This is a genomic window from Thermococcus sp. 2319x1, assembly GCF_001484685.1.
Taxonomy (GTDB): domain Archaea; phylum Methanobacteriota_B; class Thermococci; order Thermococcales; family Thermococcaceae; genus Thermococcus_A.
Map to the genome: position 1 here is coordinate 516,299 of NZ_CP012200.1, position 21,728 is coordinate 538,026.

At 44.5% G+C, this 21,728-nt stretch carries 31 protein-coding genes and 2 tRNA genes; 28 read left to right on the forward strand and 5 right to left on the reverse strand.

The features are described 5' to 3' along the window. Window position 1 precedes the first annotated feature (1 nt). From ADU37_RS02860 to ADU37_RS02960, 21 genes are all read left to right on the forward strand, one after another. Window positions 2-349, forward strand: coding sequence for a hypothetical protein (locus tag ADU37_RS02860; protein WP_058946203.1), 348 nt, complete (start codon window positions 2-4; stop codon window positions 347-349). 4 nt (window positions 350-353) lie between these two features. Then, entirely contained in the window at window positions 354-824 is a 471-nt protein-coding gene (locus ADU37_RS02865; RefSeq protein WP_058946204.1) for an NADH-quinone oxidoreductase subunit B family protein, read from the forward strand. After that, a complete protein-coding gene (locus ADU37_RS02870; protein WP_058946205.1) occupies window positions 821-1,342 on the forward strand; it encodes an NADH-quinone oxidoreductase subunit C in 522 nt (173 codons plus the stop codon). The genes ADU37_RS02865 and ADU37_RS02870 overlap by 4 nt, the downstream gene beginning before the upstream one ends. Before the next feature lie 2 nt (window positions 1,343-1,344). Continuing rightward, entirely contained in the window at window positions 1,345-2,634 is a 1,290-nt protein-coding gene (locus ADU37_RS02875) for a nickel-dependent hydrogenase large subunit (protein ID WP_058946206.1), read from the forward strand. Beyond that, window positions 2,634-3,623: a respiratory chain complex I subunit 1 family protein gene (locus ADU37_RS02880; protein WP_058946207.1), complete on the forward strand. Its 990-nt coding sequence runs from the start codon at window positions 2,634-2,636 to the stop codon at window positions 3,621-3,623. The genes ADU37_RS02875 and ADU37_RS02880 overlap by 1 nt, the downstream gene beginning before the upstream one ends. Beyond that, window positions 3,620-4,189, forward strand: a complete 570-nt coding sequence (locus ADU37_RS11805) for a 4Fe-4S binding protein (protein WP_058946208.1) — start codon at window positions 3,620-3,622, stop codon at window positions 4,187-4,189. The genes ADU37_RS02880 and ADU37_RS11805 overlap by 4 nt, the downstream gene beginning before the upstream one ends. 278 nt (window positions 4,190-4,467) lie before the next feature. Further along, a complete protein-coding gene (locus ADU37_RS02890; protein WP_058946209.1) occupies window positions 4,468-4,971 on the forward strand; it encodes a Na+/H+ antiporter subunit E in 504 nt (167 codons plus the stop codon). Next, window positions 4,968-5,243 (forward strand): cation:proton antiporter, encoded by a 276-nt coding sequence (locus ADU37_RS02895; protein ID WP_058946210.1) that lies wholly within the window; start codon window positions 4,968-4,970, stop codon window positions 5,241-5,243. Before ADU37_RS02890 ends, ADU37_RS02895 begins: the two co-directional genes overlap by 4 nt. Further along, window positions 5,240-5,596, forward strand: coding sequence for a monovalent cation/H(+) antiporter subunit G (gene mnhG / locus ADU37_RS02900; protein WP_058946211.1), 357 nt, complete (start codon window positions 5,240-5,242; stop codon window positions 5,594-5,596). The genes ADU37_RS02895 and mnhG overlap by 4 nt, the downstream gene beginning before the upstream one ends. After that, window positions 5,586-5,849 carry a hydrogenase subunit MbhD domain-containing protein gene (locus ADU37_RS02905; protein WP_058946212.1) on the forward strand — a complete coding sequence of 88 codons (264 nt, stop codon included), beginning with the start codon at window positions 5,586-5,588 and terminating at the stop codon, window positions 5,847-5,849. The genes mnhG and ADU37_RS02905 overlap by 11 nt, the downstream gene beginning before the upstream one ends. Beyond that, window positions 5,846-6,121, forward strand: coding sequence for a hydrogen gas-evolving membrane-bound hydrogenase subunit E (gene mbhE, locus ADU37_RS02910; protein ID WP_058946213.1), 276 nt, complete (start codon window positions 5,846-5,848; stop codon window positions 6,119-6,121). Before ADU37_RS02905 ends, mbhE begins: the two co-directional genes overlap by 4 nt. Then, a complete protein-coding gene (locus ADU37_RS02915; RefSeq protein WP_058946214.1) occupies window positions 6,118-6,585 on the forward strand; it encodes an MnhB domain-containing protein in 468 nt (155 codons plus the stop codon). Before mbhE ends, ADU37_RS02915 begins: the two co-directional genes overlap by 4 nt. Then, window positions 6,575-6,940 (forward strand): sodium:proton antiporter, encoded by a 366-nt coding sequence (locus ADU37_RS02920; protein WP_058946215.1) that lies wholly within the window; start codon window positions 6,575-6,577, stop codon window positions 6,938-6,940. The genes ADU37_RS02915 and ADU37_RS02920 overlap by 11 nt, the downstream gene beginning before the upstream one ends. After that, a complete protein-coding gene (locus ADU37_RS02925) occupies window positions 6,937-8,490 on the forward strand; it encodes a proton-conducting transporter membrane subunit (protein ID WP_058946216.1) in 1,554 nt (517 codons plus the stop codon). Before ADU37_RS02920 ends, ADU37_RS02925 begins: the two co-directional genes overlap by 4 nt. Beyond that, a complete protein-coding gene (locus tag ADU37_RS02930; RefSeq protein WP_058946217.1) occupies window positions 8,487-8,828 on the forward strand; it encodes a hypothetical protein in 342 nt (113 codons plus the stop codon). Before ADU37_RS02925 ends, ADU37_RS02930 begins: the two co-directional genes overlap by 4 nt. A gap of 1 nt (window position 8,829) precedes the next feature. After that, window positions 8,830-9,276 (forward strand): NADH-quinone oxidoreductase subunit B family protein, encoded by a 447-nt coding sequence (locus tag ADU37_RS02935; protein ID WP_058946218.1) that lies wholly within the window; start codon window positions 8,830-8,832, stop codon window positions 9,274-9,276. Beyond that, entirely contained in the window at window positions 9,273-9,833 is a 561-nt protein-coding gene (locus tag ADU37_RS02940) for an NADH-quinone oxidoreductase subunit C (protein ID WP_058946219.1), read from the forward strand. Before ADU37_RS02935 ends, ADU37_RS02940 begins: the two co-directional genes overlap by 4 nt. Beyond that, window positions 9,826-11,064, forward strand: coding sequence for a nickel-dependent hydrogenase large subunit (locus tag ADU37_RS02945; protein ID WP_058946220.1), 1,239 nt, complete (start codon window positions 9,826-9,828; stop codon window positions 11,062-11,064). The genes ADU37_RS02940 and ADU37_RS02945 overlap by 8 nt, the downstream gene beginning before the upstream one ends. Further along, window positions 11,061-12,029 (forward strand): respiratory chain complex I subunit 1 family protein, encoded by a 969-nt coding sequence (locus ADU37_RS02950; protein WP_058946221.1) that lies wholly within the window; start codon window positions 11,061-11,063, stop codon window positions 12,027-12,029. The genes ADU37_RS02945 and ADU37_RS02950 overlap by 4 nt, the downstream gene beginning before the upstream one ends. 1 nt (window position 12,030) lies before the next feature. Beyond that, window positions 12,031-12,489: a 4Fe-4S dicluster domain-containing protein gene (locus ADU37_RS02955; protein WP_058946222.1), complete on the forward strand. Its 459-nt coding sequence runs from the start codon at window positions 12,031-12,033 to the stop codon at window positions 12,487-12,489. Window positions 12,490-12,512: 23 nt separating this feature from the next. Further along, window positions 12,513-13,232 (forward strand): DUF72 domain-containing protein, encoded by a 720-nt coding sequence (locus ADU37_RS02960; protein ID WP_058946223.1) that lies wholly within the window; start codon window positions 12,513-12,515, stop codon window positions 13,230-13,232. Here the strand turns inward: ADU37_RS02960 and gyaR are convergent. Continuing rightward, window positions 13,213-14,214 carry a glyoxylate reductase gene (gene gyaR / locus ADU37_RS02965; protein ID WP_058946224.1) on the reverse strand — a complete coding sequence of 334 codons (1,002 nt, stop codon included), beginning with the start codon at window positions 14,212-14,214 and terminating at the stop codon, window positions 13,213-13,215. The genes ADU37_RS02960 and gyaR overlap by 20 nt on opposite strands. 73 nt (window positions 14,215-14,287) lie before the next feature. Between gyaR and ADU37_RS02970 the strand changes: the two genes are divergently transcribed. After that, on the forward strand, window positions 14,288-15,511 hold the full coding sequence (locus ADU37_RS02970; protein WP_058946225.1) for a PLP-dependent aminotransferase family protein: 1,224 nt from the start codon (window positions 14,288-14,290) through the stop codon (window positions 15,509-15,511). An 82-nt stretch (window positions 15,512-15,593) separates the two neighbouring features. On the opposite strand, the gene ADU37_RS02975 is transcribed toward ADU37_RS02970, so the two are convergent. After that, window positions 15,594-15,681, reverse strand: a tRNA-Leu gene (locus ADU37_RS02975). Between the two features lie 102 nt (window positions 15,682-15,783). Between ADU37_RS02975 and ADU37_RS02980 the strand changes: the two genes are divergently transcribed. From ADU37_RS02980 to ADU37_RS02995, 4 genes are all read left to right on the forward strand, one after another. Next, window positions 15,784-15,861: transfer RNA gene (locus ADU37_RS02980), tRNA-Lys, on the forward strand. A 98-nt stretch (window positions 15,862-15,959) separates the two neighbouring features. After that, window positions 15,960-16,325: a BlaI/MecI/CopY family transcriptional regulator gene (locus ADU37_RS02985; RefSeq protein ID WP_058946226.1), complete on the forward strand. Its 366-nt coding sequence runs from the start codon at window positions 15,960-15,962 to the stop codon at window positions 16,323-16,325. Window positions 16,326-16,331: 6 nt separating this feature from the next. Continuing rightward, entirely contained in the window at window positions 16,332-17,114 is a 783-nt protein-coding gene (locus ADU37_RS02990; protein WP_058946227.1) for a M48 family metallopeptidase, read from the forward strand. A gap of 47 nt (window positions 17,115-17,161) precedes the next feature. Beyond that, window positions 17,162-17,692, forward strand: a complete 531-nt coding sequence (locus ADU37_RS02995) for a cytidine/deoxycytidylate deaminase family protein (protein WP_058946228.1) — start codon at window positions 17,162-17,164, stop codon at window positions 17,690-17,692. On the opposite strand, the gene ADU37_RS03000 is transcribed toward ADU37_RS02995, so the two are convergent. Both ADU37_RS03000 and ADU37_RS03005 read right to left on the reverse strand, forming a co-directional pair. Beyond that, a complete protein-coding gene (locus ADU37_RS03000; RefSeq protein ID WP_058946229.1) occupies window positions 17,689-18,051 on the reverse strand; it encodes a DUF2304 domain-containing protein in 363 nt (120 codons plus the stop codon). The two genes, ADU37_RS02995 and ADU37_RS03000, sit on opposite strands and share 4 nt — an antisense overlap. A gap of 5 nt (window positions 18,052-18,056) precedes the next feature. Next, complete coding sequence (locus ADU37_RS03005; protein WP_058946230.1) at window positions 18,057-19,379, reverse strand: glycosyltransferase; 1,323 nt, start codon at window positions 19,377-19,379, stop codon at window positions 18,057-18,059. A 76-nt stretch (window positions 19,380-19,455) separates the two neighbouring features. Between ADU37_RS03005 and ADU37_RS03010 the strand changes: the two genes are divergently transcribed. Then, window positions 19,456-20,355 (forward strand): glycosyltransferase 4 family protein, encoded by a 900-nt coding sequence (locus ADU37_RS03010; protein ID WP_082663006.1) that lies wholly within the window; start codon window positions 19,456-19,458, stop codon window positions 20,353-20,355. Here ADU37_RS03010 and cas6 read toward each other — a convergent pair. Next, window positions 20,324-21,061 (reverse strand): CRISPR-associated endoribonuclease Cas6, encoded by a 738-nt coding sequence (cas6, locus tag ADU37_RS03015; RefSeq protein ID WP_058946231.1) that lies wholly within the window; start codon window positions 21,059-21,061, stop codon window positions 20,324-20,326. The genes ADU37_RS03010 and cas6 overlap by 32 nt on opposite strands. A 199-nt stretch (window positions 21,062-21,260) precedes the next feature. Between cas6 and ADU37_RS03020 the strand changes: the two genes are divergently transcribed. Beyond that, entirely contained in the window at window positions 21,261-21,716 is a 456-nt protein-coding gene (locus ADU37_RS03020) for a 30S ribosomal protein S15 (RefSeq protein ID WP_058946232.1), read from the forward strand. Window positions 21,717-21,728 lie beyond the last annotated feature (12 nt).

Consider the following 21,728-nt stretch of genomic DNA (forward strand, 5'->3'; position numbering starts at 1 on the left):
AATGTTTGGTTATTGGGATGCTCTCTATTTCCTTTATGCTTTCCTAATTGGTCTGTTGATCAGCTACCTACTCATGAAATGGGCGGAAAAAGTTAGCACTGGTACTAGGAGGGCAGGAGATGGAACGAAAATATACATTAGCGGTGAGGATCAGGACAAGGTTATTCCCCATTTTGAGCACCTTGAAGGTTACTTTACGGGGAGACATGTTATGTGGGGTTTGATAAGGGGAACCCACAGGATGTTTTTGATGTTTAGAAGGGAGCACACTGGCCTTCTTACAGATTATGTTGCATACCTATTGCTCACTGTGGCAATAGTGCTTGGAGCGCTCGTCATTGGGGGGTGAAGCTATGGGTGAGAGAGAAATGCTTGAGAAAAAAATTTCAAAACTCTGCAAGTATCTTGGGAGATCGCCGTGGGTATTTCACGTTAACAGCGGTTCATGCAACGGATGTGACATTGAGATAATCGCCGCCCTCACACCTAGATACGATGCGGAGAGGTTTGGGATAAAACTCGTAGGAACCCCGAGACATGCGGATATCTTGTTGGTAACCGGTCCGGTTACAGACCAAAGCCTTGAAAGGGTTAAATTGATCTACGAGCAGACCCCCGATCCAAAGGTGGTTGTTGCCATAGGGGCATGCCCAACTGGTGGCAGCGTGTTTTTTGAGAGTCCCTTTACAAATGCCCCCTTAGACAAGCACATTCCGGTAGACGTTTTTGTTCCGGGATGTCCTCCCAGGCCGGAGGCAATACTTTATGGTGTGGTTTTAGGGTTAGAAAAGCTCATAAAAAAGATAGAAGGTGAGAAAGAATGACCCCTGAAGAGTTCTTGGAGATAATTCTAACAAAATTCCCTAACGTTGAGGGAGAAATTCGTGAGAATAAGCTTCCCCATCCAAGAAAGAGGGTTTGGATAAACGTCGAGAGAGAGAACTTCAAGGATCTTATGAAGCTTATCAAGGAGATAGACCCTAAGGCACAGTTTTCCATAATAATAGCCAGGGATGGAGGAGATTACTTGGAGGCTAAATATCATCTTGAGCTGTTTTACGAGCAGACCCCGAGTATCTCGCTTATAGTCGGCACTAAATGCCCCAAGGATGACCCAAAACTTCCCACTGTTACAGATGTTTTTCCGAGTGCGCTTCCCTATGAGAGAGAAGTTCAGGAATTCTTGGGATTGTTCTTTGAGGGAATACCAGATCCAAGAAAGCTGTTTTTACCAGAAGACTTTCCAGAGGGCGTTTATCCTTTGAGAAAAGATGAGAAAGGTATTAGCAGTGGAATGGTAAAGAACGCAGGCCATCCTTACAAAATGAAAAAGGAGGGTTAAGAATGGAGAATAGAGTTGAATATTGGGTTAAAATCCCAATTGGTCCTATTCACCCAGCACTTGAAGAACCTGAAAAGTTCATCATTACCCTCGATGGAGAAAGAATAGTAAATGTTGATGTAAAGCTTGGATACAACTTGAGAGGGGTAGAATGGATTGGCATGAGAAGAAATTACATCCAGATACTCTACCTTGCTGAAAGAATGTGTGGGATATGCTCTTTTTCTCACAACTATACGTATTCAAGGGCAGTCGAAGAGATGGCGGGGATAGAGGTACCAGAGAGAGCCGAATACATAAGGGTGATAGTAGGAGAACTGGAAAGAATCCACTCTCATTTGCTCAATCTCGGAGTTGTAGGGCATGCCATAGGCTATGACACTGTTCTCCACCTAGGCTGGCTTGCCAGGGAGAGGGTTATGGATCTCCTAGAGGCAATTGGGGGAAACAGGGTAAACTACTCTATGAACACAATTGGAGGCGTGAGGAGGGATATAGAAGAAAAACACAAGAGGGCAATTTTGGAGATGATAAAATACTACCGCGAAAAGGTCATGCCAAAGATTGAGGAAATATTCCTCTATGATCCAACTGTTGAAGCAAGGCTTAGAGATGCCGGGGTCATACCCAAGAGGATAGCCATTGAGTACAGCGCTCAAGGCCCAACGGCAAGGGGGAGTGGCGTTGAGAAGGACGTTAGGTACAACGAGCAGCTGGGAGTTTATCCAGATCTGGGAATTAAACCAGTAACTCCAAAGGAATTCACGGGGGTTATCAAGGGAGACGTGTTTGATAGGATGGTCGTCAGAGTTGGGGAACTGTGGCAGAGCATGGAGCTCATAGAGAGGGCTTTGGACCAGATGCCAGAAGGAAAAATAAAGGCATTTCCGAAGGACAACGTAACTCTGGTCAGACTTAAAAAAGCAGAAGGGGAAGGCGTAGGTAGGTATGAGGCCCCAAGAGGGGAGCTCATTCACTATGTAATGGCCAACCCTGGAAGCGAAATTCCGGAAAGGTGGAAAATGAGAGAGCCCACTTTTCCAAACCTCTTTGCAGTTGCGAGGGCATTAGTGGGAGAACAGCTTGCTGATGTTCCAGTTGCAATAGCGTCAATAGATCCCTGCCTGAGCTGTACAGATAGAGTGGCCGTTATAGATGCCAAAACCGGCAAGAAAAAAGTTCTTACAGAAAAAGATCTTCTCAAGGCTTCAATTGAGAAAACAAGAGAAATAAACCCCAACATAAAGGCAAAACCAGAACCCGTTGGGGGTTCTTGTGGGGGTGTTAGGTGATGAACATCGTTTATTTAACTTTGGGGCTAATAGCGATTTACCTTTACGTCTCCTTTGCTTCTCTCCTTTGGGAAGGAATAGATAGAAAGCTCGTTGCGAGAATGCAGAGAAGGATAGGCCCTCCGATACTCCAGCCGTTTTATGACTTCCTAAAGCTGGTAAGTAAGGAGTCCATAATCCCAAGAGACGCCAATAGACTCTTTGAAATCGCCCCAATATTAGCATTAGCCTCTTCAATAGCCCTCTTGGCTTACACTCCTCTTGGATTTGAGCCACTCCTAGCAACAAAGGGTGATGTGATAGTTTTCATTTATTTACTCGGCCTCATAGCCTTCATAAGGGTAATGGGTGCCGTTAGCTCAGGCTCTCCATACGCACAAATAGGGGCTCAGAGAGAGATAATTATGCTCGTTTCCAGGGAAGTGCCCATGATGCTGGGACTCTTTGCAATACTCTGGCGCTTAAGCAAGCTCGGAGTTGAAAAACCCTTTAGCTTGGGAACACTTTATCAGTACAACATCTGGGAAATTGGTACTCCTTTGACAGTCGTCGGTATATTTGTTCTTCTCCTAGTGTTCTTGCTCTGGCTTGCGAGTGAGATTGAGGTTGGTTACTTCAACATTCCAGAGGCAGAAACAGAAGTTGCAGAGGGGCCTATGGCAGAATACAGCGGAAGACATTTGGCATTATTCAAGCTAAGCAATGCTCTGAAAGAATTCGCGAGTGCCAGTTTGGTTGTGGCTATCTTTCTCCCATGGGGTATAAGCGGGCACATCGGTTTAACCGGTGTTGCAGCAATGGTTCTTGATCTAATCTTCCACACGCTTAAAGTTTTTGCAGTGCTTTTTGTTAGTATGAGCGTATTTAGGGCTATAACTGGAAGACTCAGGATTACACAGGCAGTTGGCATGTTCTGGAGCAGGATACTTCCAATGAGTCTAATAGGTGTATTGTTGTTGATCATAGACGTTCTGGGGGTGATTTCATGAAGATTCCCCCAACTCTCTCCGTAGTTTTAAGCAACCTCTTCAAAAAGCCTGCAACAAATCCCTTCCCCCAGAATGATCCAGTTCCAACTCCAGAGGGATTCAGGGGAAAACTAGTTTATCACGTGGATAAGTGTATAGGCTGTAAGCTTTGTATCACAGTTTGCCCGGCAGGAGTGTTTGAATATGTGCCGGAACTCAAAAAGGTGACCCTCTGGCTGGGAAGATGTGTCTTCTGCCAGCAGTGTGTTGATGTTTGTCCAGTAAATGCACTTGAGATGAGCAGTGAGTTTCTCTTGGCTACTTACGATAAATACGATGATAACCTCAGATGGCTTAAAAATGAGGAAATTGAAGAGATGCTTGCCAGACAGGGAGGAAAAACAAAGAAGTATCGCATAATTGCAGAGAAATGTAAGGGATGTACACTGTGTGCCAGAAACTGTCCACAAAATGCTATTGAAGGCTCGCCTGGAAAGGTGCATAGGGTTGATCCCAGTAAGTGCGTTGGTTGTGGAATATGTGCAACGGTATGTCGCTTTGGTGCAATAGAAGAATACGAAGAGTGAACGCTATCTCTTTTTCCCCTTGCCCTTATGGTTTTTAGCTGAATTGTCCATTTATTGTCATAACCTCCAGATTTTTTAACATCACTGCACTTTTTTGGACAATTTTGTATTTTTATGTTCTCTTTTATGTAAAGCTTTGTTACCTTTATATTTGTCAAATTACATGTTTTTAACCTTTTGTTAAAGAAACGTATTTAATGGATTTTAGACAAGCAGATAATGGAGACAGTTTGAAATATGCTCTTAAAAGGTTTAAAACCTAAAGTTGAGGTGGGAGAATGTCCTTTACGACATCTTTCCTATGGTCGTTGATTGTGTACCTGATCTTAACAGCAGGCTCCGGTAGTGTTTTACTATGGAGTCCGGAAGAACTAGTGGCGGGAATTGTAATAGCAGCTCTCATAGGCTACTCAACGAGAAACATAATGGACGAAAGACTTGATTATTTCTTCAATCCAAAACGATGGGTGCTTTTTCTGATTTATGCAATAGGGCCGTTCTTTTATGCTATGGCAAAGGCAAACCTTGACGTTGCCTACAGAGTTATAACCGGGAATATAAGGCCGGGTATAGTGAAAATATCTCCCGGGCTAACAAGAGATGAAAGCAGGACTCTTCTTGCAAATTCAATAACCCTCACTCCTGGAACGTTTACTTTGGAAATTGATGATGAAGGAAACCTATACGTTCACTGGATTAACGTTCCACCTGGAAAAGAAAAGCCAACCCCCGAAGAGCTCTGCGGCTATTTACCAAAGTGGGCAAGGAGGATTGCGGAATGATGCCTGAAAGTTTGTTTATGGGGGCAATGATACTGCTCTTCCTTTCAGCCACATTAACGATGATAAGAATGCTAATTGGCCCAACAATCCCTGACAGGGTTGTGGCATTGGATGCCCTAACAACCACTACTGCCGGTGCCATGGTTCTCTATGGGGTAATTACGGAGCAGGCGGTGATTATCGATGTTGCACTTGTCTATGCAGTCCTTAGCTATATTGCAACCCTGTATATAGCGAGGTACTTAGTAAAGAGGAGGGTGGGATTGGCATGATAGAAGGAGTTTTGGCTATACTTCTTGCAATCGGAGTTGGGTTTAATCTACTGGCCAGCGTTGGAATACTGAGGTTTCCAGACGTTTACACAAGGATCCACGCCTCGACAAAATGTACTACCTTTGGAACGATTTTCATAGTCCTGGCAGCGGTAGTGTACTCAATTTACAGGTGGCTTCCAAGCCATGATGCAAGATGGATTACAATAGGAATCCACTCGGCACTTGTGGTGATCTTCTTAGTACTAACAAACCCCGTTGGAGCCCATGCAATTGGTAGAGCAGCTAGAAAATCCGGGATAAGGCCTTATGGTGCCGTAATAGATGAACTGGAGGGATACTATGAACTTTGAAAACTTCTTCTGGATTCTGCAAATCTTCATTGCAATCGGCCTAGTGGGAAGCTCAATAGCTGCCATTAGGTTCAAAAACTTAATTGCTGCTGTAATAGCAATGGCAGTCTTCAGCTTGGCCCTTTCCGTGGAGTTCTACGTTCTACAAGCTCCAGACGTTGCTATAGCGGAAGCGGGTGTTGGAGCCGGGCTCACAACGGCGATGTACCTTCTTGCCATCAAAAACACCACCGATGAGGAGGTGGTAGAATGAGAAGAGCGCTCGGATTATTTGCGTTCTTGTCGTTCATAATCTTCCTTCTGGCTGCAGCTATAAGCTTGAGACCTTTTGGGGAACCTCCCCATGCGGAGATGGACACTTACTTCATAGAGCATGCCCAAGAAGAAGCCTCTGCAAACAACGTTGTTACGAGTGTTGTATTTGACTACAGAGGTTTTGATACCCTTGGAGAGGCAACGGTCCTTTTCACCGCAGTTTCTGGGGTTCTAATGGTGTTAAGACACTACGGGGGGAAGGAGAAATGACCACCACAATCATAAGAACAACAACAAAAATCTTAGCACCTTTAATACTGGTGTTTGGGTCTTATATTATTTTGCATGGACACCTCACCCCCGGTGGAGGTTTTCAAGGTGGAGCCGTGTTTGCAAGCGGCTTAGCCCTGCTGATAGTGGCAAACAACAAAGAAAAGGTCAAGGAACTATTCGATAAGGTTCCTCTAAGTCAGTTAGAAAGCCTTGGAGCTTTGGGATTCTTGGGAATTGGTGCATTAGGCCTTATGGGATATACGTTCTTGAAAAACGTAATTGCAAACAGCGGATTCCTCTTTGGAGCACCAACACCTAAAGGAATCAATCCGGGTTATCTCAACACCGGTGGAACGCTTTCATACCTAAACATCTTTGTAGGAACGAAGGTATTAGCCGGTCTTACAAGTATAGTTCTGATCTTCTTCCTTATACTGAGGAGGGAGAGAGATGAATGGTAGTGTCTTTGTGAACTTCCCGTTTATCGTAGTTGCAGTGCTGCTTGCGCTCGGCTTTTACACAATCGGATTCAAGCGGAACCTCATAAAGGTCGTAATTGGTATTGAAATCCTTGAAGGAGCGGTAAATATGTTCATTGTTGCGTTAGGTTATGTAAAAGGTGGCTACGCTCCAATCTATACTCAGGCACCGCCTGAAGCTGCAGGAAAAATGGTTTTACCAACGCCACAGGCACTAACGCTTACGAGCATAGTTATCGGTGTTGCTGTAACCGCTCTAATGCTGGCTTTTGCCGTTAACATCTACAAACACTATGGAACTCTCGACGTTACCAAGATAAGGAGGTTGAGAGGATGATTGAGCACTTACCTGCTTTAATGATTGCCGTTCCTCTATTTGGAGCATTTACAGCACCCCTATTTAAGAAACACTACAAGGGAGTTTCAATATGGGCAATCATAATAACCGGCATAACTGTAATCTTATCCCTCCTGCTTGCCAAGGAAGTGGTTACCGGGGGAATAATGGTCTACGTTTTTGGAGCGGACAAGCCAACCCTTGTTCTACCTTCTGGTTACTCTGTTCCAATAAGGATTATGTTTGAAGTAGACGCTATGAGTGCCTTTATGGCAATATCCGCAACGCTGATGAGTTTTATAGGGGCTCTCTACTCCTCCAGCCATGTAGAGGGAGAGACAGGTCTTGAGAAGTACTATGCCCTGTTAATGCTCCTTGAGGTGGGAATCCTTGGCATGGTGCTTACGGGAGATCTCTTCAACCTCTTCGTGTTCCTGGAAATAGCGGGTATAGCCGGATCAGCGTTGGTAGGATTTAGGAACTATCGCGGTGAAGCAAGCGAAGCGGGAATAAAATACCTTATTGTTAGTGCTGTAGCCTCTTTAATGGTGCTCTTTGCAATAGGTATACTCTATGGACAGTACGGAAACTTAAACCTCGCATACATAGCCAAGAACGTGTCCTTTAACATGGTTGACATGATTGCGCTTGGATTGCTCTTTACGTCCTTTGCAATGAAATGTGGTGCCGTCCCAATGCACTACTGGGTGCCGGATGCATATACAGAGGTTCCAACTGGAATAAACCCACCCCTCCTGGTAGCGACTTATGCAAGCCTTTATGCCCTCTTTAGGGTGAGCTTCACACTCTTTGCGAATATTGTAGTGGATTTGGCAAGGGTAGGGTGGATCATGTCTATCATAGGAGTGCTTACAATGTTCATAGGCGTTACAATGGCTCTGGTGCAGAAGGATGTCAAGAGATTAATGAGCTACCACGCTATATCTCAGACCGGCTATATGCTTCTTGGTGTCGGCGTTGGTTTGACGGTCTTACACGATCCTTCAAAGCTCGCTGAGTTCGGAAGAGATGCCATGGCCGGTGGAGTGTTCCACATAATAAACCACATCATCTACAAAAGCTTACTCTTGATGACCGCTGGAGCCTTGTTCTACGTTACGGGTACGAGGAACCTTAATGAAATGGGAGGCTTGGCCAGAAAGATGCCCGTAACTACGATAAGCTTCATGGTGGGAGCCGCTGCGATATCCGGTTTGCCACCGTTTAACGGATTTGCAAGCAAGCTTCTCATATATGAGACGTCATACCGGCTTAATCCCCTCCTAACGGTGTTTGCAATGGTTACCAGTGTTTTAACTCTGGCTTCCTTCGTCAAGGTATTTGCATCGGCTTTCCTCGGTCCTCCGCTTGAAAAGTTTGAGAGTGCAAGAGAGGTTCCCGGGCCAATGGTAATTGCAATGATAATCCTGGCAGCGCTTTGTATAATATTTGGTCTCTTCCCGAACTTGGTGCTTGACAAGCTTGTTTATCCGGCAGTTGATGCGTTAATCAACTTTGCTCAATACCACAGCTGGGGTGGTCTGGCATGAGCTTTACACTTACTACCCCTTCGGGATTTTGGAATCCACTCCTATGGCTGGTATTCTTGGCCCTCTTCGGCATAATAGCCTATCTGATATACTCCCAGGGCAACCCCTCGTATAAGAAGGATACCGAGCAGATAAAGCCCTATTTGAGCGGTAATCCAGAGCCTACAAAGGAGAAAATCCAGGTAAAGGCTGGAGACATCTATTGGGGATTCATTGAGGCTTTGAAAGGATACTACAAAGTACTCCAAGCAATCCATACTGGGGACATGAGGGATTACATCTTGTGGTACCTCGGCGTTGGGGCTATAATAACATTCATACTAATTGGAGGGGTGTAATATGGGCAAGCTGACCAATTTTAAGCGCTCTCTTTGGGTTTTCCATGCTTCAGGGGGTTCATGCAACGCATGTGATATTGAAATAGTGGCTGTGCTTACCCCAAGATACGATGCAGAGAGGTTTGGGATAAAGCTTGTCGGTTCCCCAAGACATGCGGATGTTTTACTTGTCACGGGAGCTATTCCAAGAGACTTTGCCGACAAGCTTAGGCGCATCTACGAGCAAATGCCAGATCCAAAGGCCGTTGTTGTAATAGGAAACTGCGGAACCACGGGGGGAGTTTTTTACGACTCCTACAACATAGCCGGACCAATAGATGAGGTAATACCTGTGGACGTCTATGTTCCAGGGTGTCCTCCAAGGCCAGAAGCAATAATAGACGGAATTGTAAAGGCATGGCTCAAGATTGAGAAGCTTGAAAAGGAGCTGGAGGGGAAGAAAGAATGACGCTAACAACTGAAGAAATCCTTGAGAGGTTAAAGGAAAAACTTGGAGATGCGATATTAAACTATGAGGTAAAGGAATACAAGATGGGTGTTAAAAGACCCAGAACCTATCGGGAAATCTGGATGGAGATTAACAAAGATGCCTTTAGGAAAGCAGTTGAGGCGATATTCGAAATAGACTATCCGCATTTGCACTTTATAGCCGGAGAAGACGTTGGCGAGGTAATCAAGGTGATATACTCTTTCGGAGTCTTCCACTCCCACCCATGGGGTGAAGTGAGCATAGTGATGAAGCTTGACCTCCCGAAGAACAACCTTGTTCTCCCCACGATAACGGATCTTATGATTGGTGCAGAGACCAATGAGAGGGAAATCAGAGAAATGCTTGGCATTGAGTTTGAGGGACTTAAGAACAAGAGACACCTCTTTTTACCAGACGACTGGCCCGAAGGAAAGTATCCATGGAGGAGAGATGAGTATGGAGTTGAAGACATGATCAAACACACCCATAAAAGTGTAAAAGAAATTAGAAAGCAGAGGGGTGGGCAGAATGGCTAAAACAACTTACTACGTTCCCATTGGCCCAATTCATCCGGCATTAAAAGAACCAATAAGAGTGGAGGCGGAGGTTGAGGGAGAGAGGATAGTGAAGGTTGACGTTAAGAGGGGCTTTGCCCACAGGGGAATTGAGTACATGGGAATGAAGAGGAACGCCATCCAGACGCTTTACCTCTCGGAGAGGATATGTGGGATATGCTCTATATCTCACCCCTATGCATTCGTCATTGGCAGCGAAAAGGCTTTAGGCATTGAGGCTCCCCCAAGAGCCCAGTACATAAGGACAATAATAGCCGAGCTTGAGAGAATTCACTCCCACATACTCTGGCTTGGAGTTATAGCACACGAGATAGGTTTTGACCCGCTCCTCTTCTGGACATGGAAGGGAAGGGAGAAGGTTCTTGATGTTCTTGAAGCCATAACGGGCAACAGGATAAACTACTCCATGTACATGATTGGAGGGGTCAGGAGGGATTTGAAGGAGAGTCACATAAAAGCCTTGAGAGAAATGATAACTTACTATTGGGAGTTCACAGAGCACATGAAGGAAGTCTTCTTGTCTGATCCGGTTTATAAGGCAAGGACAAGGGGGGTAGCACAGCTCTCAAAGGAGATGGCATTGAAGCTCAACGTAGTCGGGCCAACAGCGAGAGCGGCCGGCTTAAGGATGGACATTAGGCAGGATATTCCATACGATGCCTATGCGGATATGGACATTAAGGCGGTTGTTCCTCAAGACATAGTGGGAGAGGCAAGGGGAGATGCTTATGATATTACAATGGTGAGGCTTTACGAGATTGAGCAGAGTTTGGATATAATAGAATTCTGCCTTGACAACCTTCCAGAAGGAAAGATACTTGCAATTCCAAACTATGTGGCTTTGCTTAACAAGATCAAAAAGACCGAGGGGGAGGCAATCGGAGCACATGAAGCTCCGAGAGGAGAAGTTATCCACTACTTCAAGTACGATGGGACAAGGGATGGTCCAGCGGTCTGGAAGGTCATAGCTCCAAGCTACAACAACATAAATTCATGGGCGCCATTGTTGCTTGGAGCAGAGGTTGCTGATATTCCGGTAGTTGTGGCATACATAGACCCATGTATGTGCTGTAACGACAGGGTAGCTGTCGTGAAGGATTCGAGCGGAAGAATTCTTGATTACTCCTACTTACACAGAAAAGCTGTAGAAAAAACCAAAAAACTTGAAAAAGAGTTGGGGGTGAGGAGATGACCCCCGAAACTCTCTTTTACGCTATAGGGATGCCAATAATTGGAGTATTCCTCGGATTGGTGTACAAGGGTATTGACAGACGGGTTTCAGCAAGAATGACATCGAGAATAGGGCCCCCAATAAGACAGCCCTTCTGGGACGTTGGAAAGCTTCTCCTTAAAGAAACAGTTGTACCGGAAAACGCGGTAAGATGGATCTTCAACGCAATGCCTATCTTGGCATTTGCTTCATCAATGACTCTCCTCCTTTATATCCCATTCGGCATCTTAAAGGCACCCTTAGAAGGATACGGTGATCTGGTAGTGATTTTATACCTCTTAACTCTCCAGGCGCTTGCAATGGCCATTGGAGGATTTGCCTCGGGCAGCCCGTTTTCTTCAGTGGGAGCACAGAGAGAAATGGTTCTAATGATGAGCTACGAAATGCCCTTTGCAATAGTTATAACAGGCTTTGCTCTAATCTACAAAAGCTTTTCGTTGAGCACAATAGCCTCTACCCCCGTATGGAGCATTGTAGGTCCTTTGGGAGGATTGGGCGTTCTATTGCTCTTGATAGCATTTCTATGGGTAACTCCAGCAGAGCTTGCAAAGCTCCCTTTTGATATAGCAGAGGCCGAGACGGAAATAGCAGAGGGTATGCTTGCAGAGTATAGCGGGAGAAATCTTGCCTTGTTCTACCTTTCAGATGCAGTTAGGGGCTTTGCCATGATAGCAATAGAGGTGGTCTTATTCTTCCCCTTCACGTTGAGCTACCTCTTTGGCTTGAATCTCTCGGGAGCGGCTCTCTATATAGCTGAAAGTCTGTGGTTCCTCTTCAAAGTGCTGGTGCTTTATATTCTAGTAGTAACGCTGGTCAGGACATCCTTCGCGAGGTTCAGGATAGAGCAGGCATCGAGGATCTTTTGGGTATATGTGAACATAATAGCCCTGCTTGGACTTTTGCTGATATGGGCGGAGGTGATGTGAAATGCCAACAAAAGCAATGTTCCTAATGATAAAACAGATGCTTCAGAGGCCGTTCACAAATCCATTTCCAGTAAAGCACGCTCCAAAAGACGTAACATCACTCATTGAAAAGATCCAAAAAGGGGAAGTGAAGATATATCCCCCCGTCCCTGTTCCGGAAGGATTTAGAGGGAAGCTGCACTACGATCCCGAGAGGTGCATTGGGTGCAGGCTGTGTATAATGGTATGCCCTGCAAATGCTATGGAATGGATCCCGGAGCTTGGGAAAATAAGGCACTATGTTTCCCGCTGTATGTTTTGTGCCCTCTGTGTAGACGTCTGTCCAGGCAAAAAGTTTCCAGGAGAGGAGAAGGCTGTGAAGGCACTCTCCATGAGTGAAGAATTCCTCATTGCTGACTACGACAAGTACAGCGACAACCTTATAGAGGAACCTCCCGAAGCTAAGGAAAAAGGTATTTAGTTACCTTTTCTTTATTCTTTACCATGATACTCGTCGGAACATGTGGTTTTTGTGAGGCCAAGAAGAGATATTTTGAAGACTTCAGCACTGTGGAAGTTCAGCAAACTTTTTACAAAATTCTGCAGGAGAGGACTCTCCAAAAGTGGAGGAAAGAGGCTCCAGAAGATTTTGTATTTTCCCTCAAGGCGTTTCAAGGTATAACACATCCTTCAAACAGTCCCACTTGGAGACGGAGTAATGTAAAACCATTCGGGGATGTGGGACTGCTGAGACCTACAGAGGAGGTTCTTAGATACTGGGGGCTTACACTTAAAGAAGCTGAGGCGTTAGGGGCAAGGTTTATTCTAATTCAGCTCCCCAAAAGCTTTAAAGAAAATGAAGAGAGCTTTAGCAATGCGGAGAAGTTTTTTGAGCAGATAGAAAGGGGAGATTTTGAAATTGCAGTTGAACTTAGAGGCTGGAGTGAAAGGGGAATAAAGAAATTCGTTAGGGGGTTCGATCTCATCGATGTCACAGACCCTACAATACGGGAACCCACTCATGGGGGAATGATTAACTACTACCGTCTTCACGGCACTTATCAGGGAGGGAGGATAATATACAAACACAAATACAGTGAAGAAGAGTTAAGGGCGATAGCCGAAAAAGTTAAAGGGTGGGATAAAGGGGAGAGCTACGTTTACCTCAACAACGTCTATATGTGCGACGATGCCAAGCGTTTTATTAAAATCCTGGCTTTCTAATTTTTACAACATCTTTGTTGACAAGGTTCGGTGGGATCTCACCTTTGGCAAATGCTATTAAGTTCTTTGCAACCAGCTCTGCCATGCCTTCTCGAGCTTCACGAGTTGCGCTGCCTATGTGTGGAGCTAAAACAACGTTTTTTAACCTGAAGAGCTCTTCATTGTAGTAGGGCTCCTCTTCAAAAACATCTAAGCCAGCTCCAGCTATCCACCCTTCTTTTAATGCCTTGATTAAGGCGTTGGTATCAACGACTGCCCCCCTGGATGTGTTTATTAGGATTGCGTTGGGTTTCATAAGCTTGAGCTCCTTCTCTCCTATCATGTGGTAGGTCTCTTTGGTTAGGGGAACGTGAAGGCTTATAAAGTCGCTCTCTTTCAAAAGGGTCTCAAAATCAACATACTCTGCGCCAATCTCTTTTTCTGCCTCAACTTTACGTGTTCTCGAGTAATAGATGATTTTCATCCCAAATCCTTTGGCTCTCTTTGCGAGGGCCTGGCCGATTCTTCCAAAGCCCACTATTCCCAAAGTCTTTCCTTTCAGCTCATATCCTAAAAACATTAGCGGATGCCAGCCGACTTCTCTTTTCTTCCATTCGCCACTCCTCACAAAGCCATCAGCCTCTACAATCCTCCTTGCAACTGCCAGAAGAAGGGCAAATGCAAGGTCAGCCGTTGCATCCGTAAGGACTCCGGGAGTGTTTGTAACGTATATTCCCCTTTTTGTAGCCTCTTCTATGTCTATGTTATCATAGCCGACCGCATATTGGGCTATTATTTTTAACTTGGGGGCGTTTCCCAGTAGTTCTCTATCTACTTTGTCCGTTACAAGGGTCACTAGAGCATCGACCTCTCTGACTTTCTCCAGAAGCACTTCCCGCGGAGGTGCTTTCGGATCTTTCCAGAGTTCTATTTCATAGAATTCTTCGAGCATCTTAATTCCATTTTCCGGGATTTGTCGTGTTATAAACACCTTGGGCTTCATGGTATTTCCCCTTCTAAGATAACGGTCAAAACGTATAAATATCTTTATGAAGATTAGTTAATGGTGATGTTGAATGGATTACACAAAATACCTAGCCGGAAGGGCGAATTGGATTAAGGGCTCGGCTTTGGCTGATGTGATGAAAAAGGCTTCAGAACTTCAAAAGAAAGGAGTGAAACTAATTTCTCTCGCAGCTGGGGATCCAGATCCAGATTTAATCCCAAGGGCTGTTCTTGGAGAAATAGCAAAAGAGGTTCTTGAAAAGGAGCCAAAATCTGTTATGTATACTCCAGCAAATGGGATTCCAGAGCTTAGGGAGGAGCTGGCAGCATTCTTGAAAAAATACGACCATTTAGAAGTTTCTCCAGAAAACATTGTTATTACAATAGGGGGAACGGGAGCACTGGATCTTCTTGGAAGGGTCTTGATAGACCCTGGAGATGTCGTGATAACGGAGAATCCCTCGTACATAAACACTCTGCTGGCATTTGAACAGCTGGGAGCCAAAATTGAGGGGGTTCCAGTTGATAACTATGGAATGAGAGTTGATCTGCTGGAGGAGAAAATAAAGGAGCTTAAAGCTAAAGGACAGAAAGTTAAGCTCATCTATACCATCCCGACTGGCCAGAATCCAATGGGCGTCACCATGAGTATGGAACGCAGAAAGGCTCTTCTGGAGGTTGCATCCAAGTACGACCTCCTAATAATTGAAGACACCGCTTATAACTTTATGAGGTATGAAGGTGGGGATATAGTCCCCTTAAAGGCTCTGGACAATGAAGGGAGAGTTATCGTGGCGGGAACGCTCAGCAAGGTCCTTGGAACAGGATTCAGAATTGGATGGATAATAGCAGAGGGAGAAATCCTCAAAAAAGTTCTCATGCAGAAACAGCCAATTGACTTCTGTGCTCCAGCTATTTCCCAGTACATTGCCCTGGAATACTTAAAGAGGGGCTATTTTGAGAAGTATCACTTGAAAGGAGCACTGCTCGGTTATAGAGAGAAGAGGGATATCATGCTGAAGGTTCTTGAAAAGCACTTGCCAAATGCAGAATTTACAAAGCCAATAGCGGGAATGTTTGTTATGCTTTTCCTTCCAGAGGGGGCAGATGGTATCTCATTTGCCAACGAGCTCATGGAAAGAGAGGGGGTTGTGGTAGTTCCAGGAAAGCCTTTCTACACGGACGAGTCTGGAAAGAATGCTATAAGGCTTAACTTCTCAAGACCAAACAAGGAAGAAATTCCAGTAGGAATCGAAAAACTTGCTAAACTTTATAAGGAAAAGTTTGGCGAGTGAACTCTTTGTTTTTACATTTTCTTTTGGGTCGTCATATTCTCGATGGGAGTATTTGTTTTTAATGCACTCAGAAAAGTTTTTTTGGTGCGGGGGCGGGGATTTGAACCCCGGAACCCCTGCGGGACGGGACCCTCAATCCCGCGCCTTTGACCAGGCTCGGCAACCCCCGCAAGAGCGCCGTTTATTTGTCTTCTCAGTTTGTTTATAAATTTTTCTATCCCCTTTAACCGAAAGGTTTATAAATGGCCTTCAATCCTTATTGGATTGGGCGTGGGCCGGTAGCTTAGCATGGTTAGAGCGGCGGACTCTTAATCCGCAGGTCGGGGGTTCAAATCCCCCCCGGCCCGCCAAATAGGCTCTTCTACAGGCCATTTATTTTCCAAAAAATTTATGTATAATATTGGCTCTAAACTAAAGTGGATAGGGAATAAACCGGAGGAGATGCTCAATGCAGCCTCATGAATTCAAGATAGATGAAGATGGTTTAAGAGCAGTTTTACCTCCAATGGAAGCCGAGATAATGGAGTATATGTGGAAGGTGAAAGTTGCAACGGCTGGAGATGTTTATGAATATCTGAAAGAGAAACATGAGAACTTAAGACGTTCTACGGTTAGTATACTAATGAACAGACTCTGTGAAAGAGGGCTATTAAAGAGAAGTGTGGATACGGGAAGGGGAGGAATGAGATACGTTTACAGTGTGGCTACAAGCAAAGAGGAGTTCGAGAAGAAAGTTGTAGAGAGCATTTTGAATGCCCTCATGAGCAATTTTAAGGAGGCAACCGTTGCATATCTTTCAAAGATAAAGAAGTGATAGCAGATGCTTAAGCTCATATTCCTTGCCCAGGTGTTGATTACACTTTTATACTTGGGAAAACTCGGCCTGTTATTTGTAGTTGCGGTATTCCTTATTCTCGCTGGACTGTACCTGTGGACTATTAAGAGCTCCTTAAATAAGAAACAAAGGAAGCTTTCTTATGAAGACCTCCCATGGCTCTACGATGGAATAATGAGAATGGCAAATAAGGCCGGGATAGCAACTCCCGAAATTTATCTGCTGGATGACTATATACCCAATGCTTACTCTTTTAGAAATTCGATTGTGCTTTCTATGGGTCTATTTGAGGTTCTCGATGAAGAAGAAATCCTTGCAGTTGCGGCCCATGAGATAGGTCATATAAAAAACGGAGATACTGTCCTCTTCCCGCTCATATCTTATGGGAGATATCTCATGCTCGCCATAGCCCTTTTGAATTTCCTAATCTCCAGAAACACCTTGGTTTCATTGGCTTCCTTAATATTTTACCTTCTCTATGAGGTTCGTAGGTCTGATTATTTAAAACAGAGGGAATTCAAAGCTGATGAAACGGCATTGCGCTTAATACCCGTTCCACTGGCTCTAAAAAGAGCCCTCGAAGAACTTAAGTACTACGAGGACTTAAGGATCGAAGTTAAGGAATCTGCGCTGCCTTCTATAGAGCCGGAGATAGAGAGAACTCACCAAAAATCACTTTTTGAGACACACCCGAGCTATGAAGAGAGGATATGGAAGATTATGGCCGAGGTTGAAGCTATGACCCTCATGGGGAGAATTTTCAACTGATCAAAAATTCTTTTAAGCTCCTTGCTTCTTTTTTATTAGGTGGTACTGTGGAGATAGAAATAGTTCTGGATAAAGAGCGAGCAGAGCATATAAAGAAAATACGCCCCACAAAAGATGAATACTTCATGCTCATTGCAAAACTTGTAAGCTTAAGGGCCACATGTCCCAGGCTCAGGGTTGGAGCAGTTGCCGTAAAAGACGGCTACATTTTGGCGACGGGCTATAATGGTGCCCCGAGGAACATGGAGCATTGTATAGACGTGGGTTGCTTAATAGTTGATGGCCACTGTCATAGGGCGGTTCATGCGGAGCAGAACGTCATAGCAATGGCTGCTAGAAAGGGGATAAGCCTTGAGGGGGCCACACTTTATGTTACCCACTTTCCATGCGATGTCTGCTTTAAGTTACTGGTAAATGCGGGAGTTAGGGAAATAGTTTACGAGGAAATGTATCCCAACAAGGCAACTGAGATTTTGCTGAAAGAAGCCCAAGAGAAAGGGATTGTGAAAATAAGACAATTCAAAGTACCAAAGGAGAGGGTTAAAGTATTCTTGAAAGAGCTTTTTGGAGATGACTAGTCCCTTTCTAGTTTTTCCAGCATTTCCTTGATTTCCTGGAATTCTATTGTGATCCGACGTGTCAGCTCGGTTATTTCCCTTTCGGCTTTGTCTATTGCGATGTAAAGCCTAAACAACAGCAGGTAGCTGAGGCCTATGGAGACCACAAACAATGCATCCAGCCCTCTACCAAGCCCGAGTATGTTTTTTATTGTTAGGGAAATCTCCACCGGTTTCAGGGAAATTATCAGCATTATGAGAAGCAAAGCCTCCCAGAACACCAGATCTTGCCAGTCAAGTTCTTTTCTCCTGTATTTTCCAACTACGTACACCATAAGTGCCAGGATAATAACAACGGCGATGTATTGTACGGCATACATTTTTATCACCTCATCCTATCTAACAGCAAGTTAAAAGCTATTTTTACGCCCTCTAAAACGTTGGTCCCTTTCTTTTTGGAATATTCGGTATAAACCGCTTTTATGGGTACTTCAACTATTCTGCATCCGTTCTTTGAGGCTTCGATTATTATTTCACTTGAAACAGCATATCTATCGCATGTGATTTTTATTTTGGATGCACATTCTCTATTCAAACACCGCAGACCACTCTGGGAATCAGTGACGTATTTCCTTGCAAATATCGCTGTTATGAAGTCGAGAACAAAATTTCCAAAGCGCTTTACAAAAGGCATTTCACTTATATCTCCTTTCAATCTTGAGCCCACGGCAAAATCTGCTCTTCCCTCTGCAACCGGCTTCATTACTCTTAGGGCATCATCAACTAAATGCTGGCCATCTGCATCGAAGGTCAGTATTAATTCAGCTTCTTTAAGGAGGGCATACTTTATCCCCGTCCCCAATGCTCCCCCAAGCCCTCTGTTTACGAGGTGTGTTAACACTACCACGCCTTTTTCTTGGGCCACTTCTCTGGTTCTATCCCTGCTTCCATCGTTTACCACCACAATCTCTTTTCCTTTAAAATACTGGAGTAGCTCCTCTAAGACGCTGCCGATGGTCTTTTCTTCGTTGTAAGCGGGTACAACAACGTATGTTTTAAGCAGTCTTTTGAAGAGCCCGACGGCTTCTTTGACATTTGCCACTTCAAAGTTTGCATCTTCTTCAATTTTAAAGCTCATCCTTCCGCTTTCGTTGGAGGTTATAAGTACACTCAGGCACCTTAGTTCTTTTGCCGGGAGCAGGTCATATCCATGATCTCCCACTACAACTACTTTTGTTGGTGGGACATTAAAATGCTCCAGTATTGTTTTTAAATGGCCAACGTTGGGCTTTACATCCTCCGGAGGCACGTCATCCCTGGTAACTACAAGATCAAAAAATTCCTCGATGCTATGTTTTTTTAGCACATATTCTGTGGCCTTCCTGGAGCTCCTAGTCATCAGGGCGATTTTTATTCCATTTTCTTTTAAAAGCTCTAGCAGTTCTCTGGAACCTTCGAACAAATAGCTGTCCTTAGCCCTTTCTACTTCCAGTTCAACGAGGAATGAATGCAGATATTCAAAATCCATACCCGTAGTTTGGGATATCTTGAACAGGGTTTCATACATAGGGGTTAGGTCGCCAATGAGCTCCTTTGGTATTCCCTCCATCTCAAGCCTCTCTCTTAATCTCTCCTTTACCTCTGCAAAGTCCATTGGAGCGCCCACAAGGGTTCCATCGAGATCGAAGACAACCAACTGAATGTCCATGCTTTTTCACCCTGTGACATTTCTTATAAGCGGAAGAGTTATTAAGTCCTTGCTTAATTTAGCTTGGGTGGTTATAATGATAACGCCCGTTGTGGGTTTTATCCTTTCCCTTCTCCTTACTCCCTACATCGGCTCGTTAATGAGAAAAGCCGGCATAGTTGGAAGGGACATTCATAAGCTGGACAAACCTGAGGTTCCAGAGATGGGAGGCATTGTTCTTTTACTCGTATTGCCTCTAAGTCTTGCATCTCTTCTAAATGAAACCCTCGCAAAGGCTCTTTTAGTGTTCCTCCTCTTTGGGGTTATAGGTATAATAGATGACACGACCCAGCTTAAACAATCTCATAAAGTTCTGCTATCTTTGCTGATCTCCTCAATAGTAATCTCGATACACATAAATACTGATCTGGATATTCTGGTGGCTTCCTTTGAACTGGGCCTACTCTACTATCTCTTTGCAATCCTTTTCATAACCGGCTCTGCCAATCTGGTGAACCTTCTGGCGGGATTCAATGGGCTGGAGGTGGGGACCTCCGCTATAGCCCTCTTCTTTTTGGGATTGGTAACCTCTGAAAATGCCCAAATCTTGGCATTGACGGGAAGTGCTGTGGCCTTTGGATTTTTGTGGTGGAATAAATACCCTGCCAGAATCTTCCCTGGGGACACTGGAACGTTGGCCCTTGGGGCATTAATAGGGCTGGTTGGCATCTTAGGTAAAGTTGAAGTATTTGCAGCGTTTCTGCTACTACCCCATTTCGTGGACTTCCTCCTCAAGTCAAAAATACGATTTAAAGGCAGGCCTTTGGGGAGAACAGAAGTTTTGGAGGATGGAACTTTAAAAGCACCCCCTTACCTGAGCTTTCTGGGTTTGCTGATGAGACTAAAGAAAGTAAAAGAACCCCAACTAGTTGCCATGGTCTGGGGGATAGAAACAGTCTTAGGCATTATTGTCCTTCTTCTTCATCAATTACTTTGACCATTCCGAAACCATAGCTGGTTTTTTCTCCAAAACCGTTTTCGTACCCGAACTTTGCTATCTCCTTCGACCCATAATACCGAAAAACCATCAGAGAGCCTCTGTAATAAGTCTTACCCACCTTTATCCTGACGGGTTTGAATTTTATGACATCAAGGTGGAAGTCGGTGTCCTTTGGGAGTATACCATTTATCTCTGAAAACTTTGTAAGCATTATTTTCCTGAGTTTGTCTTGGAATCCTTCGTTGTTTGGATAAAGATCCCATATCTTTATCTTATTGTCCTCAAACTTGGCTGTCCTAACAACTATGGGGCTCAACGTTGAAAAAAGCGTTCCATCCTTTATCTTTGGCTCCCGGAGTATTTTTATCTCGGTCATGGAGAACATTGCATCTCCAACTTTCAGAATGGGGTTGGAGATAAACCCCTCTGCAATTGCCTTTATGATTTGGGTGAAAGAAGATGAAACATATAGTGATATGTCATTCGAGAGCACTTTAATTCCTTTATCGGGAATAATCTCCCTCTCTCTAATCATTATCCTGGAAAAGGTGAAGTAATCCCTATACTCCGTTTGAAACATCTCAGCTAAGTCTGGCTCCGCAAGGAAAATCTTTTCGAGCAGCTGGTCGTGAATTTCATCGTTATAATTAAACGGCACTATAGCATTCTTATTTTCAGGTTTAAGTTTGATTTCAATTCTCATCAACCAACCCTCCGCTCCAAATAATATCTTTGCTTTTGATGTTAATAAGAATTTCGAATGCAGATTGTCTTTCTGCTTATTTTCCAAAAGGGTAAAAGCCTCTCAAGGACAAACTTTTTAAAGTCCTTTTATCACCCACTATTGGCAATCTTATAAGGGACGGCTGGCAGCAGCTGGCCGTCACCGGGAGGTGTTGGAAATGGCAAGGTTGCATGCAAGAAAGAGAGGAAAGTCTGGATCAAAGAAGCCACCGAGGACTGCTCCACCCACATGGGTGGAATACACTGCTGAGGAAGTTGAAAATCTTGTTGTTAAACTTAGGAAGGAAGGCTACAGTGCTGCCATGATAGGCACTATTTTGAGGGATCAATACGGAATTCCGAGTGTTAGGCTCATCACCGGCAAGAAAATAACCAAGATACTCGAAGAGAACGGCCTTGCTCCGGAGATTCCAGAGGATTTAATGTTCCTCATTAGAAAGGCAGTCAAGCTTAGGAAGCACTTAGAACAGCATCCCAAAGACCTTCATTCAATGAGGGGTCTTCAGCTTACTGAGAGCAAGATCAGGAGACTTGTAAAGTACTACAGAAGAACAGGAAAGCTACCGGCCAATTGGAGATACGATCCGGAGCAAGCAAAGCTTCTCGTTCGCTGATTTTCACCTTTT

What these genes read in the sequence shown, in the direction of transcription:
- ADU37_RS02860 (WP_058946203.1), top strand. Translation starts at nt 2, where the DNA reads ATGTTTGGTTATTGGGATGCTCTCTATTTCCTTTATGCTTTCCTAATT.
- ADU37_RS02865 (WP_058946204.1), top strand. Translation starts at nt 354, where the DNA reads ATGGGTGAGAGAGAAATGCTTGAGAAAAAAATTTCAAAACTCTGCAAG.
- ADU37_RS02870 (WP_058946205.1), top strand. Translation starts at nt 821, where the DNA reads ATGACCCCTGAAGAGTTCTTGGAGATAATTCTAACAAAATTCCCTAAC.
- ADU37_RS02875 (WP_058946206.1), top strand. Translation starts at nt 1,345, where the DNA reads ATGGAGAATAGAGTTGAATATTGGGTTAAAATCCCAATTGGTCCTATT.
- ADU37_RS02880 (WP_058946207.1), top strand. Translation starts at nt 2,634, where the DNA reads ATGAACATCGTTTATTTAACTTTGGGGCTAATAGCGATTTACCTTTAC.
- ADU37_RS11805 (WP_058946208.1), top strand. Translation starts at nt 3,620, where the DNA reads ATGAAGATTCCCCCAACTCTCTCCGTAGTTTTAAGCAACCTCTTCAAA.
- ADU37_RS02890 (WP_058946209.1), top strand. Translation starts at nt 4,468, where the DNA reads ATGTCCTTTACGACATCTTTCCTATGGTCGTTGATTGTGTACCTGATC.
- ADU37_RS02895 (WP_058946210.1), top strand. Translation starts at nt 4,968, where the DNA reads ATGATGCCTGAAAGTTTGTTTATGGGGGCAATGATACTGCTCTTCCTT.
- mnhG (WP_058946211.1), top strand. Translation starts at nt 5,240, where the DNA reads ATGATAGAAGGAGTTTTGGCTATACTTCTTGCAATCGGAGTTGGGTTT.
- ADU37_RS02905 (WP_058946212.1), top strand. Translation starts at nt 5,586, where the DNA reads ATGAACTTTGAAAACTTCTTCTGGATTCTGCAAATCTTCATTGCAATC.
- mbhE (WP_058946213.1), top strand. Translation starts at nt 5,846, where the DNA reads ATGAGAAGAGCGCTCGGATTATTTGCGTTCTTGTCGTTCATAATCTTC.
- ADU37_RS02915 (WP_058946214.1), top strand. Translation starts at nt 6,118, where the DNA reads ATGACCACCACAATCATAAGAACAACAACAAAAATCTTAGCACCTTTA.
- ADU37_RS02920 (WP_058946215.1), top strand. Translation starts at nt 6,575, where the DNA reads ATGAATGGTAGTGTCTTTGTGAACTTCCCGTTTATCGTAGTTGCAGTG.
- ADU37_RS02925 (WP_058946216.1), top strand. Translation starts at nt 6,937, where the DNA reads ATGATTGAGCACTTACCTGCTTTAATGATTGCCGTTCCTCTATTTGGA.
- ADU37_RS02930 (WP_058946217.1), top strand. Translation starts at nt 8,487, where the DNA reads ATGAGCTTTACACTTACTACCCCTTCGGGATTTTGGAATCCACTCCTA.
- ADU37_RS02935 (WP_058946218.1), top strand. Translation starts at nt 8,830, where the DNA reads ATGGGCAAGCTGACCAATTTTAAGCGCTCTCTTTGGGTTTTCCATGCT.
- ADU37_RS02940 (WP_058946219.1), top strand. Translation starts at nt 9,273, where the DNA reads ATGACGCTAACAACTGAAGAAATCCTTGAGAGGTTAAAGGAAAAACTT.
- ADU37_RS02945 (WP_058946220.1), top strand. Translation starts at nt 9,826, where the DNA reads ATGGCTAAAACAACTTACTACGTTCCCATTGGCCCAATTCATCCGGCA.
- ADU37_RS02950 (WP_058946221.1), top strand. Translation starts at nt 11,061, where the DNA reads ATGACCCCCGAAACTCTCTTTTACGCTATAGGGATGCCAATAATTGGA.
- ADU37_RS02955 (WP_058946222.1), top strand. Translation starts at nt 12,031, where the DNA reads ATGCCAACAAAAGCAATGTTCCTAATGATAAAACAGATGCTTCAGAGG.
- ADU37_RS02960 (WP_058946223.1), top strand. Translation starts at nt 12,513, where the DNA reads ATGATACTCGTCGGAACATGTGGTTTTTGTGAGGCCAAGAAGAGATAT.
- gyaR (WP_058946224.1), bottom strand. Translation starts at nt 14,214, where the DNA reads ATGAAGCCCAAGGTGTTTATAACACGACAAATCCCGGAAAATGGAATT.
- ADU37_RS02970 (WP_058946225.1), top strand. Translation starts at nt 14,288, where the DNA reads ATGGATTACACAAAATACCTAGCCGGAAGGGCGAATTGGATTAAGGGC.
- ADU37_RS02985 (WP_058946226.1), top strand. Translation starts at nt 15,960, where the DNA reads ATGCAGCCTCATGAATTCAAGATAGATGAAGATGGTTTAAGAGCAGTT.
- ADU37_RS02990 (WP_058946227.1), top strand. Translation starts at nt 16,332, where the DNA reads ATGCTTAAGCTCATATTCCTTGCCCAGGTGTTGATTACACTTTTATAC.
- ADU37_RS03000 (WP_058946229.1), bottom strand. Translation starts at nt 18,051, where the DNA reads ATGTATGCCGTACAATACATCGCCGTTGTTATTATCCTGGCACTTATG.
- ADU37_RS03005 (WP_058946230.1), bottom strand. Translation starts at nt 19,379, where the DNA reads ATGGACATTCAGTTGGTTGTCTTCGATCTCGATGGAACCCTTGTGGGC.
- ADU37_RS03010 (WP_082663006.1), top strand. Translation starts at nt 19,456, where the DNA reads ATGATAACGCCCGTTGTGGGTTTTATCCTTTCCCTTCTCCTTACTCCC.
- cas6 (WP_058946231.1), bottom strand. Translation starts at nt 21,061, where the DNA reads ATGAGAATTGAAATCAAACTTAAACCTGAAAATAAGAATGCTATAGTG.
- ADU37_RS03020 (WP_058946232.1), top strand. Translation starts at nt 21,261, where the DNA reads ATGGCAAGGTTGCATGCAAGAAAGAGAGGAAAGTCTGGATCAAAGAAG.